Origin of the sequence: Citrobacter freundii complex sp. CFNIH9 (assembly GCF_002903305.1) — a bacterium.
GTDB lineage: Bacteria > Pseudomonadota > Gammaproteobacteria > Enterobacterales > Enterobacteriaceae > Citrobacter > Citrobacter portucalensis.
Genome location: NZ_CP026238.1, coordinates 2,749,549 through 2,765,575, shown reverse-complemented (window position 1 = coordinate 2,765,575; position 16,027 = coordinate 2,749,549). Strand labels below are relative to the sequence as shown.

At 48.4% G+C, this 16,027-nt stretch carries 14 protein-coding genes; 11 read left to right on the top strand and 3 right to left on the bottom strand.

Annotated elements, in window-relative coordinates; genetic code table 11:
* Window positions 1-57: 57 nt before the first annotated feature.
* Together C2U43_RS13975 and C2U43_RS13970 are read right to left on the bottom strand one after the other, a co-directional pair.
* Entirely contained in the window at window positions 58-1,005 is a 948-nt protein-coding gene (locus tag C2U43_RS13975; protein WP_103285331.1) for an aminoimidazole riboside kinase, read from the bottom strand.
* A gap of 30 nt (window positions 1,006-1,035) precedes the next feature.
* Window positions 1,036-2,472 (bottom strand): glycoside hydrolase family 32 protein, encoded by a 1,437-nt coding sequence (locus tag C2U43_RS13970; RefSeq protein WP_103285330.1) that lies wholly within the window; start codon window positions 2,470-2,472, stop codon window positions 1,036-1,038.
* 174 nt (window positions 2,473-2,646) lie between these two features.
* Here C2U43_RS13970 and C2U43_RS13965 point away from each other — a divergent pair, with 174 nt between their 5' ends.
* The 7 genes from C2U43_RS13965 (at window position 2,647) to fucO (ending at window position 10,741) form a co-directional block, all read left to right on the top strand.
* Window positions 2,647-3,642 (top strand): LacI family DNA-binding transcriptional regulator, encoded by a 996-nt coding sequence (locus C2U43_RS13965; RefSeq protein WP_048216224.1) that lies wholly within the window; start codon window positions 2,647-2,649, stop codon window positions 3,640-3,642.
* 522 nt (window positions 3,643-4,164) lie between these two features.
* Window positions 4,165-5,019 carry an amidohydrolase family protein gene (locus C2U43_RS13960; protein WP_053071041.1) on the top strand — a complete coding sequence of 285 codons (855 nt, stop codon included), beginning with the start codon at window positions 4,165-4,167 and terminating at the stop codon, window positions 5,017-5,019.
* Window positions 5,020-5,032: 13 nt separating this feature from the next.
* Window positions 5,033-6,412 (top strand): PTS transporter subunit IIC, encoded by a 1,380-nt coding sequence (locus C2U43_RS13955; RefSeq protein ID WP_053069329.1) that lies wholly within the window; start codon window positions 5,033-5,035, stop codon window positions 6,410-6,412.
* Window positions 6,413-6,440: 28 nt separating this feature from the next.
* Window positions 6,441-7,436 carry an aldo/keto reductase gene (locus tag C2U43_RS13950; RefSeq protein WP_103285329.1) on the top strand — a complete coding sequence of 332 codons (996 nt, stop codon included), beginning with the start codon at window positions 6,441-6,443 and terminating at the stop codon, window positions 7,434-7,436.
* Between the two features lie 47 nt (window positions 7,437-7,483).
* Window positions 7,484-8,584 (top strand): mandelate racemase/muconate lactonizing enzyme family protein, encoded by a 1,101-nt coding sequence (locus C2U43_RS13945; protein WP_103285328.1) that lies wholly within the window; start codon window positions 7,484-7,486, stop codon window positions 8,582-8,584.
* Window positions 8,585-8,613: 29 nt separating this feature from the next.
* A complete protein-coding gene (locus tag C2U43_RS13940) occupies window positions 8,614-9,510 on the top strand; it encodes a dihydrodipicolinate synthase family protein (RefSeq protein WP_103285327.1) in 897 nt (298 codons plus the stop codon).
* Window positions 9,511-9,589: 79 nt separating this feature from the next.
* Window positions 9,590-10,741, top strand: a complete 1,152-nt coding sequence (fucO, locus tag C2U43_RS13935; RefSeq protein WP_103285326.1) for a lactaldehyde reductase — start codon at window positions 9,590-9,592, stop codon at window positions 10,739-10,741.
* Window positions 10,742-10,794: 53 nt separating this feature from the next.
* Here the strand turns inward: fucO and C2U43_RS13930 are convergent, their stop codons facing one another.
* Window positions 10,795-11,406, bottom strand: coding sequence for a GntR family transcriptional regulator (locus C2U43_RS13930; protein WP_048216229.1), 612 nt, complete (start codon window positions 11,404-11,406; stop codon window positions 10,795-10,797).
* Window positions 11,407-11,935: 529 nt separating this feature from the next.
* Between C2U43_RS13930 and C2U43_RS13925 the strand changes: the two genes are divergently transcribed.
* From C2U43_RS13925 to C2U43_RS13910, 4 genes are read left to right on the top strand one after another with little or no spacing between them, the layout of a single operon-like run.
* The gene (locus C2U43_RS13925; protein ID WP_103285325.1) at window positions 11,936-12,856 is read left to right on the top strand and encodes a helix-turn-helix transcriptional regulator; all 921 of its coding nucleotides are present in this window, start codon (window positions 11,936-11,938) and stop codon (window positions 12,854-12,856) included.
* Between the two features lie 38 nt (window positions 12,857-12,894).
* Window positions 12,895-13,992 carry a hypothetical protein gene (locus C2U43_RS13920; RefSeq protein WP_048216231.1) on the top strand — a complete coding sequence of 366 codons (1,098 nt, stop codon included), beginning with the start codon at window positions 12,895-12,897 and terminating at the stop codon, window positions 13,990-13,992.
* A 46-nt stretch (window positions 13,993-14,038) separates the two neighbouring features.
* Window positions 14,039-15,610, top strand: coding sequence for a hypothetical protein (locus tag C2U43_RS13915; RefSeq protein WP_060682107.1), 1,572 nt, complete (start codon window positions 14,039-14,041; stop codon window positions 15,608-15,610).
* Window positions 15,607-15,873, top strand: coding sequence for a YkgJ family cysteine cluster protein (locus C2U43_RS13910; RefSeq protein ID WP_103285324.1), 267 nt, complete (start codon window positions 15,607-15,609; stop codon window positions 15,871-15,873). Before C2U43_RS13915 ends, C2U43_RS13910 begins: the two co-directional genes overlap by 4 nt.
* Window positions 15,874-16,027: the final 154 nt, after the last annotated feature.

Here is a 16,027-nt window from a genome sequence, read left to right as displayed (position 1 = left end):
CAATCCAGATCAGGTCATTGTAAGGTCTTTCTGATACGACGTAACGAGTGCGCTTTATTACGGGGTAATCGTCCTCCGTAGCGACGGTTGTGACTGAATAAAGCTGCTCAGTTGTTGGTTGTCGGGAAACGCGCTTAGCGCGCCACGCCGGGTGGTCGCCAGAGCACCACAAGCGCTGGCCTGCTCGATAAGTGGAAGTAGCGTTGACGTCGATTTGGGCCAGCCTTCCTCGGCGAGTGCCGCCAGCAACCCGGCCATAAAGGCATCACCGGCGCCAGTGGTATCGATACTTTCGACGTTATAGCCGCTTAAAGTTAGCCTGCTGTTTTGCCAGAAAGCGATAGCGCCGTCGGCACCGCGGGTGACGATTTTCAGGCGTGCAGGAAAATCAACCAGACGTTCGCAGGCGCTACTGAGACAGTTGGTCTGCGTTAGCCACAGCAGTTCTTCTTCCGACATCTTCAGAATGTCGCTCTGCCGGGCAAACTCGTTGACAAGGTCAAACATCTGCATCTCGTTGCTCCACATCTGCGGACGCAGATTGATGTCAAAGCTCAGAGTGCCGCCGGTCTGTCGCAATGCGGCCATAGCCTGGGCGAGGGTGGCGCGGCAGTCAGGGGCAACCAGCGCCAGCGAGCAGAAGTGCAGAATATCGGCACCAAAGTCGGGCAGGCTCGCCGGGCTGAGAAATTGATCGGCAGACGGATTGACCAAAAACTCAAACTGCCGCTCGCCGTTGGGAGCCAGTGAAACCAGTACGGTACTGGTGTGCTGATGTGCATCAAACTCCAGACTTCCTGTATCCACCTGCGCTGTTTCCAGCGTCTGATGCAGAAAGCGACCAAAAGTGTCATTGCCCACACGGCCAATAAAACCGCTGGCGCGGCCAAGGCGAGCCACGCCGATTGCCACATTGAAGGGAGCGCCTCCCGCGCAGGCTTCAAACTGCATATTGTCGCGCGGCAATAAATCCACCACAGCGTCTCCGAGCGTCCAGATAGTCATTATTTTTCCCCAAAGCAGTAGGACGGGTGTTTATTTGGCGCTGAGCGGCCAGGCATGCCCTTGATTAAAAATGGCGTGTCCGTTCAGGCTGAATAAGGTCAGTTGGCGATCGTCCGGTTCAGGATAAATACGACTGCTAAGGGTATATTCACCGTGATTGACAAATACCTCTACCGAGGAGCTGTCGATAAATAAGCGCAGATCCAGCCGGTCACCAACTGGCAGCGGCACGCTGCGATAACCAGAGAGACCATGCTGCGGGTAGCGACGATCCAGCACCAGACGCTGTGCCTGAGCATCGACGTAGACCCGTAGTCCGCCACCCAGCGCGATACCATATTCTTCAGCACTGCTGCGGGCGATATCGATGCTCAGTTCGACTTCAATAGCGTGCGCCTGCTCCTCTACCATCAGGATGCGATTGTGCAGTTCGCTGACCGGCCAGACATGAAGCTCACCGCGTAATAATTCCAGCTCTTTCACCGGGTTCATACGCAGCCGCTGATCGGTATCGAGCGTCACCTCGCGGGGGAGGGTAAGCATGCCCGCCCAGCCGTCGGCTTGTTCTGGCATTGGCGATTCCCACATCGACAGCCAGCCAATCACGATGCGGCGCCCATCCGGGGTGGTAAATGACTGGGGGGCGTAAAAATCATGCCCGTGATCCATCTCCTGGAAGGCGTGGGTGACGTGAAAATGGAGATTATCCTGCCATTCGCCGACCATATAGCCGCTCTGGAACAGGTTACGGCAATCGTATCCGTCTGCGGCGATGCCCTGAGGCGAGAACATGAAGACGAGCTTATCGTTGAGTGGGAAGAGGTCTGGGCACTCCCACATGTAGCCCATGCCGTCATCGGCCCTGCCGAGCGTGCTGGCAAACTGCCAGTGCTGTAGATCTTGCGAGCGATAGAGCTGCACTTCGCCCACGTCATCGACCCGGGCGCCCACCACCATGTACCAGTTGTCTCCCTCTTGCCAGACTTTCGGATCGCGAAAATGGTGTACGCCTCGCGGGGTATCCAGAATCATGCCCTGGCGTTCAAAGTGAATCCCGTCGGTGCTGGTGGCCAGGCACTGTACCTGATACAGGTTTTCCTCTTTCGCCTCGCCGTCAAACTTGTGTCCGGTGTAGATCAGGGCCAGCTTATTACCTTCAACCACCGCTGAACCGGAAAAACAGCCGTCTTTATCTTCCGGCCCTTCTGGTGCCAGTGCGATGGGTAAGTGCTCCCAGTTCACCATATCGCGGCTGCGCGCATGGCCCCAGTGCATTGGTCCCCAGACCGCCTGCCACGGATAGTGCTGATAGAACGCATGGTAGTAACCATCGAACCAGGACAGACCGTTGGGATCATTCATCCAACCCGCCGGTGGCGCCAGGTGATAGCGTGGATACCAGCGCGGGTTTATAAGGTCTTTCTGCTGGCTTAAGGCTTCGTTGGCTTTGGAAAGTAGTGACGACATTTGCTTGTCCCTGTAAGTGAATTGTCCAAAAGATAACGTTAACATTCTCGGTTTTCTCGCAGATTTGATGGTAATATCGATGTTAATCACAAAAGTTAACGTTAACATTTTGCGGGCGTTATCGAGATCGCATTTTCAGACCCCGGCAAAGTGAACATCGGCGAAGGAGAGGGTATGGCATCTTTAAAGGATGTGGCGCAGCGGGCTAACGTCTCGTTAATGACCGTATCGCGGGCGATTAACGAGCCCGAACGACTACGGCCTGAAACCTATAAAAAGGTGATGGAAGCGGTAGATGCGCTGGGGTATGTCTCCGATCTCTCCGCTAAAAAAATTCGTGGTGCGAAAACCACAGCTAACACGATTGGGGTGCTGGCGTTGGACACCATGACTACGCCATTTTCCGTGGAGATAACGCTCTCTATCGAAGAGACTGCGCGGGCGCACGGTTGGAATAGCTTTGTAGTGAATATGTTCAGCAATGACAAGCCAGAGAAAATGGTTGATCTGCTGTTGGCGCATCGCCCGGACGGTATTATCTACACCGCGATGGGACTGCGCCAGGTACCGGTACCGGAAAAGCTGCATAAGTATCGCTGCGTGCTGGCGAACTGTGAAAGCACAAGCGGCCCTTTCCCCACCTATATTCCCGATGATGAACAAGGGCAATATCTTGGCGTGAAAGCTCTGTTGGCCGCAGGCTATCGCCGACTGCTGTGTATCCACCTACCGAAAGGAATTGTGGCGACCGATCGCCGTCGGGCGGGAATGGAGAGGGCTTGTCGTGAAGCGGGTGTCGACCCTGATGCAATGTTCCACCACTATCTTCCGCCGGGCGAGCGCCACCATATTGATGCGGCGGAGATTGCCGGGCATTACCTGAGCGGCGCGCGCCCGATGTTCGATGCGGTGGTGTGCGGTAACGACCGCGTGGCTTTTGTTATCTACCAGCTCTTGCTGGGGCGAGGGCTGCGCATTCCGCAGGACGTCGCTGTGCTGGGCTATGACAATATGGTGGGCACCGGCGAGCTATTTTTGCCGCCGCTCTCAACGGTACAGCTGCCGCACTATGAAATCGGTCGTCTTAGCGCGCTGCATCTTATCCAGGGGCTCGATCACCGGGATACCGTGCGGGTAGACAGCCCCTGGCTTCCGCGCGCCTCAATATGATTAACCTAACTGCTTCGTTTCATCAACCGGAGGGATGTGTGAATTATGTGGGGGGGGCGCTAATTTGCTGGTGGATGTTACAAAACTGAAACGTGGGGGTACTGCTAAGTCACGGTTTAGCGCGCAAGGCTCAAAGTTGGGGCGTGTATTAAGCTCTCGTCGTAATTTAGGGTTTCAAGAAAATAACCGTTATTTATTAATGTTAACGTATCAATACATCGTAACTTACGAAACGTTTAGATTTTAGTTCGTACTTACCCATCTATCGCTCTTCTCTGCTCATTCTGCTTCTGTAACTTCAGCGGGACGCACAAGCGTCCACCACATTAACCGCATGCAATAGTTCAGCTCAGTGACATCGGATTCTACGGCGGTTATAGGCTTTTACGTCCCTTTTTTAGCCTACAGATAAACCGTGAAAATTGTGATCCCGTACTCAGATAGTGCATTCCGTGGTTGCCTTTTAAACACAGACTTTTATTGTATTCTCATTGTATACAATTAAAATACAGGATGGTGAGTATGAAAGTGATTGATACCCATAACCATGTTTGGCATTGCCAGGGAGAGCATTTTGCCTGGATCACAGACGATCTGGCGGCAATTCGCCGTGATTTTCTTATTGACGATTTGCAGGCCGTATTGGCTGAAAACCACATCGAAGGCGCCATTTTAGTACAAGCCATCCCTTCAATTGAGGAGACCGAATGGCTGCTGGAAATAGCTGAGCATCACGATGAAGTAAAAGGTGTTGTGGGATGGGTGGATATAAACCACGGGGCTGGGATCGCAGAGGATTTGCAGAGACTGCAGAGAAAATCCCGCTATCTGAAAGGGATCCGCTATATGTCTCAGGGCTTGCCTGAGAGCCATTTAGTGACCCCGCAATTTATCCAGGGGGTACGTTGCGTTGGAGAGCAGGGGCTGGTGTATGAACTGCTGGTTACGCACCAACAGCTGGAGGCGGCAAGCCAGCTTATCTCTGCTTGTCCGGAAGTGACCTTTGTTATCGAACATGCGGCAAAACCCGCAGTTCGCGACGGAGAAATTACCCGCTGGCGTGAACAGTTAATGTTGATTGGTGAGGCTTACAGCAATGTTTTTTGCAAACTATCAGGCCTGGTCACGGAAGCAGATTATGCCCGCTGGACGGGACCTGGGCAGGCGAGCCAGGAGCTTGAACCTTATTTTAGCTCGGTTTTTGCCGCATTTGGTGATGAGCGAGTGATGTATGGATCCGACTGGCCTGTTTCTCTACTGGCATTACCGTATGCCGACACTTTAGGGCTTTACCAGAACTACCTGCAATCTCACCAGGCTCTTTCCAGCGATAACTTTTTTTATCGCGTGGCAGAGAAGGTTTACTCATTAAAGTAACAGGGGGGCACTTATGGAAGTCGTTCAATATATCCTCGGATTTGGCCCGGCAGTGGTCATTCCAATGATTATGTTTTTATTTGCCGTGCTATTTGGCGCGAAACTTGCCGATGCGGCGAAAAATGCAATGACGGTAGGTATTGGGTTTCTCGGTCTTTCGTTGCTGATCGGTTTTATGGTGACATCACTTAGCAGCTCGACAGAAGCGATGGTAAAAAACCTCAATCTTCATTATGAAGTATTGGATCTGGGCTGGCCGTTAATTAGCGCCTTCAGTCTGGCTGCGCTTTCTCTGCCGATTGTTTATGCGTTATGTTTTGCCACTAATTTGTTGATGATTTCAACCAATACCACCAAAACTCTTAACGTTGATTTTTGGAATTACTGGCACTTTGTATTTGCCGGAATCATCGTTGAACAGGTGACGGGTTCATTTTGGATGGGGATTTTTGCAAGTTGGATCACATTTATTATTACGCTAAAAATCGCCGATTACATTGCCCCACATGTGCAGAAATTCTGTGACACGCCAAACGTGACCATTACTCAGGCGGAGATCGTCGCATGGGCCCCGCTGGCATTTTTAATGGACCGTGTAATTGATCGCATTCCGTTGATTAACAAAATTGACCTTAATCTCAGCAAAATTGAAGCCAAACTAGGGTTTTTTGGTAGTCCGTTAGCGATGGGGGCCATTCTTGGGGTGATCATCGGTATGCTTGGCGCGCTACCGTTCAGCGATATTATTAAGAGTGGAATGAATTTTGCTGCGGTCATGGTGTTATTACCGACGATGGCGGGAGTGCTGGTCAGTGGTCTGGTACCGATTACTGAAATTGCTTCTGAATGGGTAAAGAAACGTTTTCCAACAAAGTCACTTTATTTTGGTATCAGCGGTGAAATTGCTTTTAAAAATCCTGCGGTATTGTCTGTAGGTATTTTGATGGTGCCACTCACGATCCTGATTAGTACTATTTTGCCTTTTAATACCATGATGCCATTCGCCGATATTCCTTATCTGCCGATATTTGTTGTCTTTGGCACGGTTGCATGCAACGGAAACATGTTCCGCGGATTAATTAATGGCATTGTCATCGTGTGTGGGATCCTGTGGTTTGGTTCGGATCTCGCGGTTGTGTCGCAGGCTTTGGCCGAAAAGGCGCAACTGAATGTGCCAAAAGAGATGATGGCCTCATCAATTGATGGTGGCTCACACGCTATATCTTATATCTTCTACAAAATGTTCGAGCTGTTAAAAGGAATGAATCCTGCACTCTTGTGTCTTTTTTCTATCGTAGTGACTGGGATTATTATTTATGTGCTGAAGTTGATTTTTAATATTAATAATAAATCAACGACCGCGGCCTCATTAACTGCTAACAAAGTTGACTAAGAATACTGATAAACATCAGGGGAATATTATGATCACTCAGAATACAATTAAAAGTGTAGGGCTTAGTGTACCTTCTTTAACCTTCGGCGCAGCCAGCCTGGCTAATTTATTCAGAACGCTGAGCAATAACGAAGCCATGGACATTGTTGATAAGGCCATTCAGGTTGGCTGGCGCTACTTTGATACTGCACCACATTATGGCAGCGGACTTTCTGAACTGCGTTTAGGTCTGGGATTACGTGGACTGGAGCGTAGCGAATATGTTTTGTCCACCAAGGTTGGTCGCCTGCTGCAATCCCGGAAACAAGAGCCAGGCCTTGACGCAGGGGAATTTTTTTATGATGAGAACCCTTTTAACCGACAGGCTGATTACTCCTATGAGGGCATCATGCGCTCATACGAAAACTCTATCCAGCGGCTGGGAACCCGTTATATCGACATTCTCTATGTACACGATCTAGGCACTTATACCTACGGCAATACGGAACTGGAACGCCAACATTTTAAAGCCTTCTGCGAGTCAGGGCAGAAGGCTTTAGAAGAGCTAAAGCGCAATGGTGATATCAAAGCCTGGGGTGCAGGCGCGAATGAAGAGGCAATCCTGATGGAGGTGATGGATAACGCTGCCCCGGATATCTTAATGCTCGCCAACCGCTACAACCTGCTGGAAACAGACCGCCAGGCGTTCTTTGCCAAATGTGAAAGCAACAATGTTTCGGTGGCTGTTGCTGCACCTTTCGCTACCGGAGTTTTAGTCGCGAAAGATAAATCTAAGGCGTTGTATGAATACGGTTCCGCGCCAGCGCAGGTTATTGAAAAAGTAAATGCGATAGAAGCGCTATGTGCAAAACATGCCGTACCGATTGGTGCTGCGGCGCTGCAATTCCCATTAAGAAACCAAAATGTGGTCACCGTAACCTGCGGCGTTCAATCCGTAGAACAAGCGTTGACTAATTTTGCCTGGGCTAACTGGGATATTCCGCAGGAATTGTGGGATGAACTGGCCAGCATTGGTATTCAGTAAGCATCATTTGTAACTTTGCGAAAAAATTAACAGATATTGAGGATGTAATGAAAATAGTTAAAGCCGAAATCTTTATGGTTGATTTGAAACCTAAAGTAAAACGTGTCGATGCGATTCAGTCTTTTGTCTCACAAGAGACGCCGATTATTCGTTTAACAACATCGAGTGGAGAAATTGGTGAGGGCTATACCTACACAATTGGCACCGGCGGCTCATCTGTGGTTGCGCTGTTACGAGATCACCTGTTACCGAAATTGATTGGTCAGGATGCGACGATGATTGAGGGCATCTGGGAATCATTGCTGTTCTCAACTCATGCGACCTCGGTTGGCGCCATTACGTCTCTGGCATTGGCAGCCATTGATACCGCATTATGGGATTTGAAGTGTAAGCGCATGAATTTGCCGCTGTATAAAGTCGCAGGTGGTGCGAAGTCGCGCATGAAGTTATACACCACCGAAGGGGGCTGGCTGCATTTAAGCACTCAGGAATTAGTTGATGATGCGCTGGCTGTTAAGGCGCAGGGATTCTGCGGTTCTAAAATCAAAATTGGTTCTGAAAGTCCGGTGCGTGATATCGAGCGTTTGACTGCTGTACGTGAAGCGGTGGGTGATGAGTACGTGATCATGACTGATTGCAACCAGGCGTTTAAATTCTCGGAAGCCAAACAGCGAGCAGCGTTGTTGGAGCATATTAATCTTTCATGGATTGAAGAGCCGTTTCTGGCACATGATGTTGATTCTCATCAAAAATTGTGTGAGTCAACCACCATTCCTGTCGCGGTGGGTGAGTCCATTTATTCTATCCAGCACTTCAAAGAGTATTTACAGAATAATGCCGCAGATATTATTCAGGTTGATGTGGCTCGTATTGGTGGTATTACACCATGGCTTAAAGTTGCACATATGGCGGAATGCTTTAATAAAATTGTCTGCCCGCATTTCTTGATGGAATTGCATATATCATTATGTTGCGCCATTACTAATAGCCGTTGGCTGGAGTATATCCCACAGCTCGATAGTGTTACTCTGAATAAGGTGAATATTCGCGAGGGATATGCTTTCCCACCAGAAGAAACTGGTTTGGGTATTCAGTGGGACTGGCAGAAAATACAGGCTGATACTGTTGTTTACCATGTCATTGAATAAAACAACTTTTATTTTCTCAGGAATATATTATGTCTGATAATCATGCTCAATTTCGCGGTGCATGGTGCCCATCAATTACGCCTTTTGATCAACAAGGAAATATTGATTTATCGGCACTGCAGCAGCATTTGCGACGGTTGGAAGAGGCTGGGACTCATGTCGTATTGCTAATGGGAAGTATTGGGGAGTTCACCGCATTAACGCTGGATGAACGACTGATGCTTATCCGTGAGGCACGGAAAATGTCATCGCTGCCGCTGGTGGCAAATATATCAGCTACCTGTATGGCGGATATGATACGTCTGGCAGAAGAGGCCTGGCATTGCGGGTATCAGGCAGTGATGATTCTACCTCACTACTATTTTCAACAAACGCCGGCCCAACTATTGGCATACTACCGCGGTCTGGGGCAGCGCCTGAATGGAAAATGGTTCGCATACAACTTTCCTGCCCGAACTGGATGCGACCTGGACGCGGTACTGGTAGCGCAATTAGCGGCAGAATTTCCCAATTTTGTGGGTGTTAAAGATACTGTTGATTGTCTCTCTCATACTCGCGCAATTATTCAGAAAGTCGCGTCCGTTAGAGACGATTTTGTTGTTCTGTCCGGTTATGATGAATATCTTATCCCAAATCTTCTCGCGGGTGGCGCGGGAGTTATTTCAGGATTAAATAATATTTGCCCCGAACTTTTTGTGCAGGCAATTAAAGCCTGGGATGAAAATGATCTTACCCAGCTTACTGGCATACAGCGTGAGATAAGCCGACTTTCTGCTATTTATAATATTGGTAATGATTTTGTTACTACAATTAAAACCGCGGTGGCTCATAAGTTTCAGTATTCTGGAGAGAAATCAAGAAGCTTTGCGGGGGAACTAACTCGTCAGGAATCGCAACAGATTGACATAATGTTCAGTATCAAATAATCAAAAATCAATAACAGCACACATTATGCCACGGCAATGCTGTATTGCTGTTATACCTCTCTGTTATAAGGTATAGAATATGTCTTATAGAATGATATTAAATGAAACCTCATATTTTGGCGTGGGTTCAATTAACGCTATCGTTGATGAAGTTAAAAAGCGAGGTTTTAAAAAAGCGCTGGTAGTTACTGACCACGATCTTATCCAGTTTAATGTAGCGACCAAGGTACTTGATATTCTTGATAGCGCAGGGTTGCCTTACCAAATTTTTGATAAGGTCATATCTAACCCTACGATTGACGTCGTGCAGCAAGGTGTTGAGGCATTTCGTCAGGCGGGGGCAGATTACCTGGTCGCTATTGGTGGCGGTTCACCGCAGGATACGTGCAAAGCGGTAGGGATAATCATTAACAACCCTGAGTTTGCCGATGTCCGCAGCCTCGAAGGTGGGGCTGACACTAAAAATGCCGCTGTACCGATGATTGCCATTCCAACGACCGCGGGTACGGCAGCTGAGGTGACTATTAACTATGTGATTACCGATGTAGAGAACCGACGTAAGTTCGTTTGCTACGATCCTCATGCTATTCCGGTCGTTGCCATTATTGATGCTGACATGATGGCCAGCATGCCGCCCAGTTTAAAAGCGGCAACCGGTGTTGACGCACTGACTCATGCAATCGAAGGATATATTACGAAAGGGGCATGGGAATTAACCGATACGCTTCATTTAAAGGCGATTGAGATGATAGGGCGTTCGCTACGCGGTTCGATACAGGGAATCGCCCAGGACGCTGAAGGCATGGCGGTGGGGCAGTATATTGCCGGGATGGGCTTTTCTAATGTCGGATTGGGCCTGGTGCATGGGATGGCCCATCCTCTGGGTGCATTCTATGGTACGCCACACGGCGTCGCCAATGCAGTGCTATTGCCGCATATCATGGCATACAACGCCGAGTTTACAGGAGACAAATATCGCCAAATTGCACAAGCTTTGGGCAATACTCAGGCCATGGTGATGCCGATTGAAGAGGCGCGTCAGGCGGCCGTTGAAGCCGTGGCACAGCTTAACCGCGACGTAAATATTCCCGTCCGACTGCGCGATATCGGCATGAAATATGAAGATATCGATGCTCTGGCAGCCGCGGCAATGGCGGACGTCTGTACAGGTGGAAACCCTCGAGATACTTGTATTGAAGAGATTAAGGCGTTGTACCGACAACTCTACTAATTTTTAACTTTCCACATGACCGGTAGAAATACCGGTCATGTTATATGCATAGCCTATTTAAAGCTGGAGAACAGGCGGTTGTAGGAGTTGTTGACGTGATGGGCAATGGCCTCACGGGTTTGTTCTATATCGCGGGCAATAATACCGGCGCAAATTTTCAAATGTTCTTTGGATGAATCAATAATTGAATCATTTTTCATTTTGTCTGAACGCAGCATGCGTAACCGGTCATACATGAAGGTCAGCGTTTTAGTCACAATAGCGTTGTGGCAATCGGATAGCATTTGTTCATGTAGCTCGTTATCAGCTTCGAGTAATAAAGACACATTCGAATCATGAAAACCGACTTCAATTTTATCTTTAATTGTCTGGTACCGTTGCGGGTCCTGGTTCTCCCATGACAAATTCAATACCATAATTTCAATGTCTTTTCGGATCTGGAAAATATCACGTATTTCACTGAGCGTAATGGGTTTAATGGTTTTCGTTTTATTTTTGGAAGGCTCAATCCAGCCTTCAGTCATCAGGCGAAACAAAGCTTCGCGCAGCGGCGTACGGCTGACATTAAGTTCCTGACATAGCTCATTTTCTGAGATAGCCCCCACCAACTCATTGGCGATGATTTTGGCCTTCAATTGATGATATGTTTTTTCGCTGATGTTCATAGTCTGGCTTTAATGAGGGTCATAATCATGTTTAATGAGATACAAATTAGCCCCTTGTCACTATGAAATCAATGGGTAAGCCCGGTTGTACAACGAATTAGCTCGTGTTTCAACGACTCAGTCAGCAGCACTAACCGCTGCCAGCGCGTCCACATCCTTCTGCAGATGATGTTTTTTTACTCAGCGTGAAGAAACCAAATACTGGCGTTCATACCACGATACTGGCCATCATTAAGAAACTCTCCTGACAATCCACCTTTGCAAACTCAACGTTGAATTTGGCTTAGTGGAAGAGATAGCCGTTAGCCAGTTTGATGAGGATGTATGCAGGTGGTCTTTTGGCCGCCATGTCTCTGGCATTTACTCCTGATGAGGAGCGCTTTTTGTTCCTAAAAATTGTCCAATGCGACTAATGGTCAAATAAATTGTCGATTTCTCTAAAAAAAATGATCAGCGTGCCGATACACTGACAGGATATGTCAGCATTTTATATATAATTCATGTCAGGAAAACAGAAGAGTAGGTGCTTATGGCTGATTCAGCAAGGAGTTGCTCAGCAGAACGTTTAGTCGATATCCTAATAGAGCTGCAAACTTGTGGCGTTGTGAATCGCTATCAGTTGATGAAGAAATTTAATATCACTGAACGAACGGTCTATCGTGATCTTAATATGCTTTCCTCCTTTATTGAGGGGTGTGGTGGAGGAGAGTATCGATTGATACCGATTCGCGCGCAGAATAATAGCGCCTATGCCCTTCATGACCCACTGGCAAAGCTGCTGGACGCCGACGCGGTTTTTCCTGATAGAGATGAGGATTTTTGGCTTAGCTTAGAAAAACGAGCGGTAGAACAGCATGTTAGAGTTCAGTTTGGTCGCCCTGAACATTCAGTCAGAAATGATTTGCGAAAGTATTTTAACTTATTAGAAAAAGCGATTCAGAAAAACAGTGTCTGTCATATTTTATATAAAGACAAAACGCGCACCGTTCACCCTTATAAATTAGTTAACCAGAAAAATATTTGGTATCTGCAGGCGACCGAGGACGGAAAGCTAAAGTCTTTTTCGTTAAGTAAAATTCGGTGGTTGGATATCCGGAAAGAGCATTTTACGGTCGATACACCCACACTGTCATTAATTGATGAGCATCGCGATCCTTGGGTAAGTGAAGAGACGTTTGAGGTGCGGGTGCGTATTAAACACAGCATTGCAGGCTACTTCGCAAGACGAGATTTACTGCCTCAGCAAGAATTAGTGCGTGAAGAGAATGATGGCGTGACTTTGCTTTGCAAGGCAGCACATCAGAATCAAATTATTCCACTAATTCTATTCTGGTTACCGAATATAGAAATTCTGGAACCTGAATGGTTGAAAAAAACGGTCATCAACATACTGCATAACTACATCACTGGCGATCGCGACTCTGTTCCTGTTCTGGAATGTGATGTGTAGCGGGTAACAACGACTTATTGCACAGGAGATTTTTATTTATGGCATTACCTTTCATTATTCTGGGCGTCGCGGCAGCGGCAACGGCGTTTGGTGGCAAAAAAGCTTATGATGGCTACCAGAAAAAATCAGAAGCCGACGATGTTTTAGATCGCGCGCAGCGTCGCTTTGATAAGCATAAAGAGAGCTTTGATCTGGCGAATGAAACAACGTCGAAAAAACTGGCCGAGCTGGGTGAAAAAGAACTGAAGATCGGTAAAGATTTCAATGAATTTAAAACGATTGCCGACGATCTGTTGGCGCGTATGGCTAAGGATGGGCATAAAGATCTTCGTCTGAAGGTACCGCAGCACAACATCAATAAAATTCAGAGTCTGGCGATTTCCGCTACGGAATACCTGACGACGGTCGTCGGTGCCGGGGTGTCCGGTGCTGCCGCTGGTTTTGCCGTGTACAGCGGTGTGATGGCATTTGCCGCAGCGTCTACCGGTACGCCGATTGCCGCCCTGTCTGGTGCGGCGGCGTATAACGCCACAATGGCGGCTATTGGCGGCGGTTCTCTGGCCGCAGGCGGCTGGGGAATGGCGGGCGGTGCGATGGTACTTGGCGGCGCGGTAGTGGCTCCGTTGATTGCTATCGCAGGCTGGGCTTACGATAGCCATGCCGAAAAAGCGCTTAACAATGCTTATCAAAGCTCCCGTGAAGTGACAGCTGCGGTGGAAAAAATGAATGCGGCTGAAGCGCAGCTGACGAAGGTGCAGCAGTATGTAAATAGCATTTATGAATCAATAACCCGTATGCATAGCGTCTTTGTTCAACACTACTTTGAACCGCTGAAAGCGATGCATGCCATCATTGTTGAACGTCATGAGAAGAATATAACCACCGAGATTAGTGAGTCGGAAGAGATCATGGCGATTATCGACCATGGTTATGAATTAGCCGCCATCATGACCGACGTGATCACCACGCCGCTGTTCAAGCCGGTGACGCAGGAAAACGGTGAAGCCGTTATCGAAGATGGCGTGATCCAACTGCAGACCGACAGCAACGGTATGAACCTGCTGAACAAAGAGATTCTGGACGAAAAACTGGCGGTTTCTGCTTCTGAGTTTGACGCATTTTCTTCTCGTATTTAATCGACGCGCCGGGCGAATCTGCCCGGCATTGCTATGGGCGAGCACAATGAACACAGCCAGGTTTGACTGGGGTGAAGAGTTACATCAGACGGTGGTTAAGAGTCTGACCACCTCTTTTGGGTTGGATTTTCTCTTGCTGGAGGATAAACACGGCGGCGATGTGAATACCATTCATAACGCTCGCGAGGGAGTGTATGCCACCGATGCCGAGCGTCAACGGTACGAGCAACGTGAAGGGTATGATTCTCATCATTACCATAGCCACGAAAACTACATTGCCACCAACCGGGCGGGAAAAAAGGCGCACGAGGCCGGTACGTTGACCGATACCTACACCGGTGAGAAATTTGCGGCTAATGATAAAAAGAACCTCGACCATATTATTGCCGCCCATGAAATTCACAACGATCCTGGGCGTATCCTTGCCGAATGTGATGGTGCCGATCTGGCTAATGATTCATCAAATCTGACCTTCACGAATGAGTCGCTGAATAAGGCGAAGAAGGCGAAAACGATGGATGCCTTCGTGCAAACGCTACAAGAACAGCATGCTGTGACCACGCAGGAAATTGCCCGTTTACGCAGCCAGCCAACGCTTTCCGAGCAAGAGCAAAAACAGCTGAATAAGCTGGAAAATAAAGCCGCCGCCGATTTTGAACGGATGAAAGAGGCCGACAAAAAGGCGCGGGCAAAATACAACAGTACGATCAATCAGGAATATTATACCAGCAGTAAGTTTGCGAAGAATGTCGCCACCGCCACAATGAACAATGCGTTTCGCATGGGAACGCGGCAGATGTTGGGACTGATTCTGGCAGAGACCTGGTTTGAGTTCCGTGAGCGTATTCCCGTGATGTTTGAGAAGCATCGTCATTCATTCGATGCCGGAGACTTCCTGCAAGATGCGGCGGAGGCATTACGCGCAGTCTGGCAGCGAGTGCAGGGTAAATTCAGCACTTTCCTGACGTCCTTTAAAGACGGTGCCATCGGTGGCGTGCTCTCCAGCATTACAACGACGCTGTTCAATATCTTCTTTACGACTAAGAAGATGATGGTGCGCCTGATTCGTGAGATGTGGAACAATTTGGTACAGGCCTTTAAAGTTATGGTCTTTAACCCTGAAGGGTTAGCGCCGGGGCAGCTCGCTAAAGCGGTAAGCAAGCTGGTGGCTGCGGGTGTTGCCGTGGCTGCTGGTGTGGTGGTTAACGAAGCTTTAGCCAAGATGCTCGTCTTTCCTTTTGGTCCGGAACTGGCCGCTTTCTGCGGTGCGCTGGCGACAGGTATTCTGACGCTGGTAATGAACTACTTCCTGGAACACAGTGCATTGATGAAAAAGGTCTGGGCGTTTCTGGATACGTTTAAAGATAAGTATCAGAAAGCACTAGAGTATTATCAACAGGTGAATGCTGAACTCGATCGTTATCTACTGGAGCTTTCGGCGTTAGAGTTTGCTATTGATACGTCAGCGTTATCGCGTTTCTCGCTGCATCTTAACGCGGTGAACAGTGAAATTGAGCGTGGTTTGTTGCTGCGTGCAGAGGTTGAGCGCCGAAATATTGCGCTACCGTTTGAAGCAGGGAATACCCGCTCTGTACGTAGCTGGTTAAGTAAGCTATGACGCTCACGCCCGAGTTTCCCTGTAACCAGTGTGGCGCTTGTTGTCGCCACGTCGATCGCGCCAGTGAAACGCAGTTTCTTGATCGCGGTGACGGCATTTGTCGTCACTATCAGATGGAGACAAAGCTGTGCGCGATTTATGAAACACGTCCGCTTATTTGCCAGGTAGAAAAGCAGTATCAGCTTAACTACCAACAGCAATATAGCTGGCAGGAGTTCATTATGCTTAATCGTGAAGCGTGTTTAATTCTGGAGAAACTGTAGGGCGGTGTGCTTCACGAAGGGGTCAGCGTCAATATGTACTCATTTTTGACGGTGCTGTGACGAGATGAGTTGAGATGCTGTGAAAACAAAAATCCACGCAATTGCGTGGATTTTATAGGTTTTGTGATTTTCATGAGATTCGTTGAAACCTCAT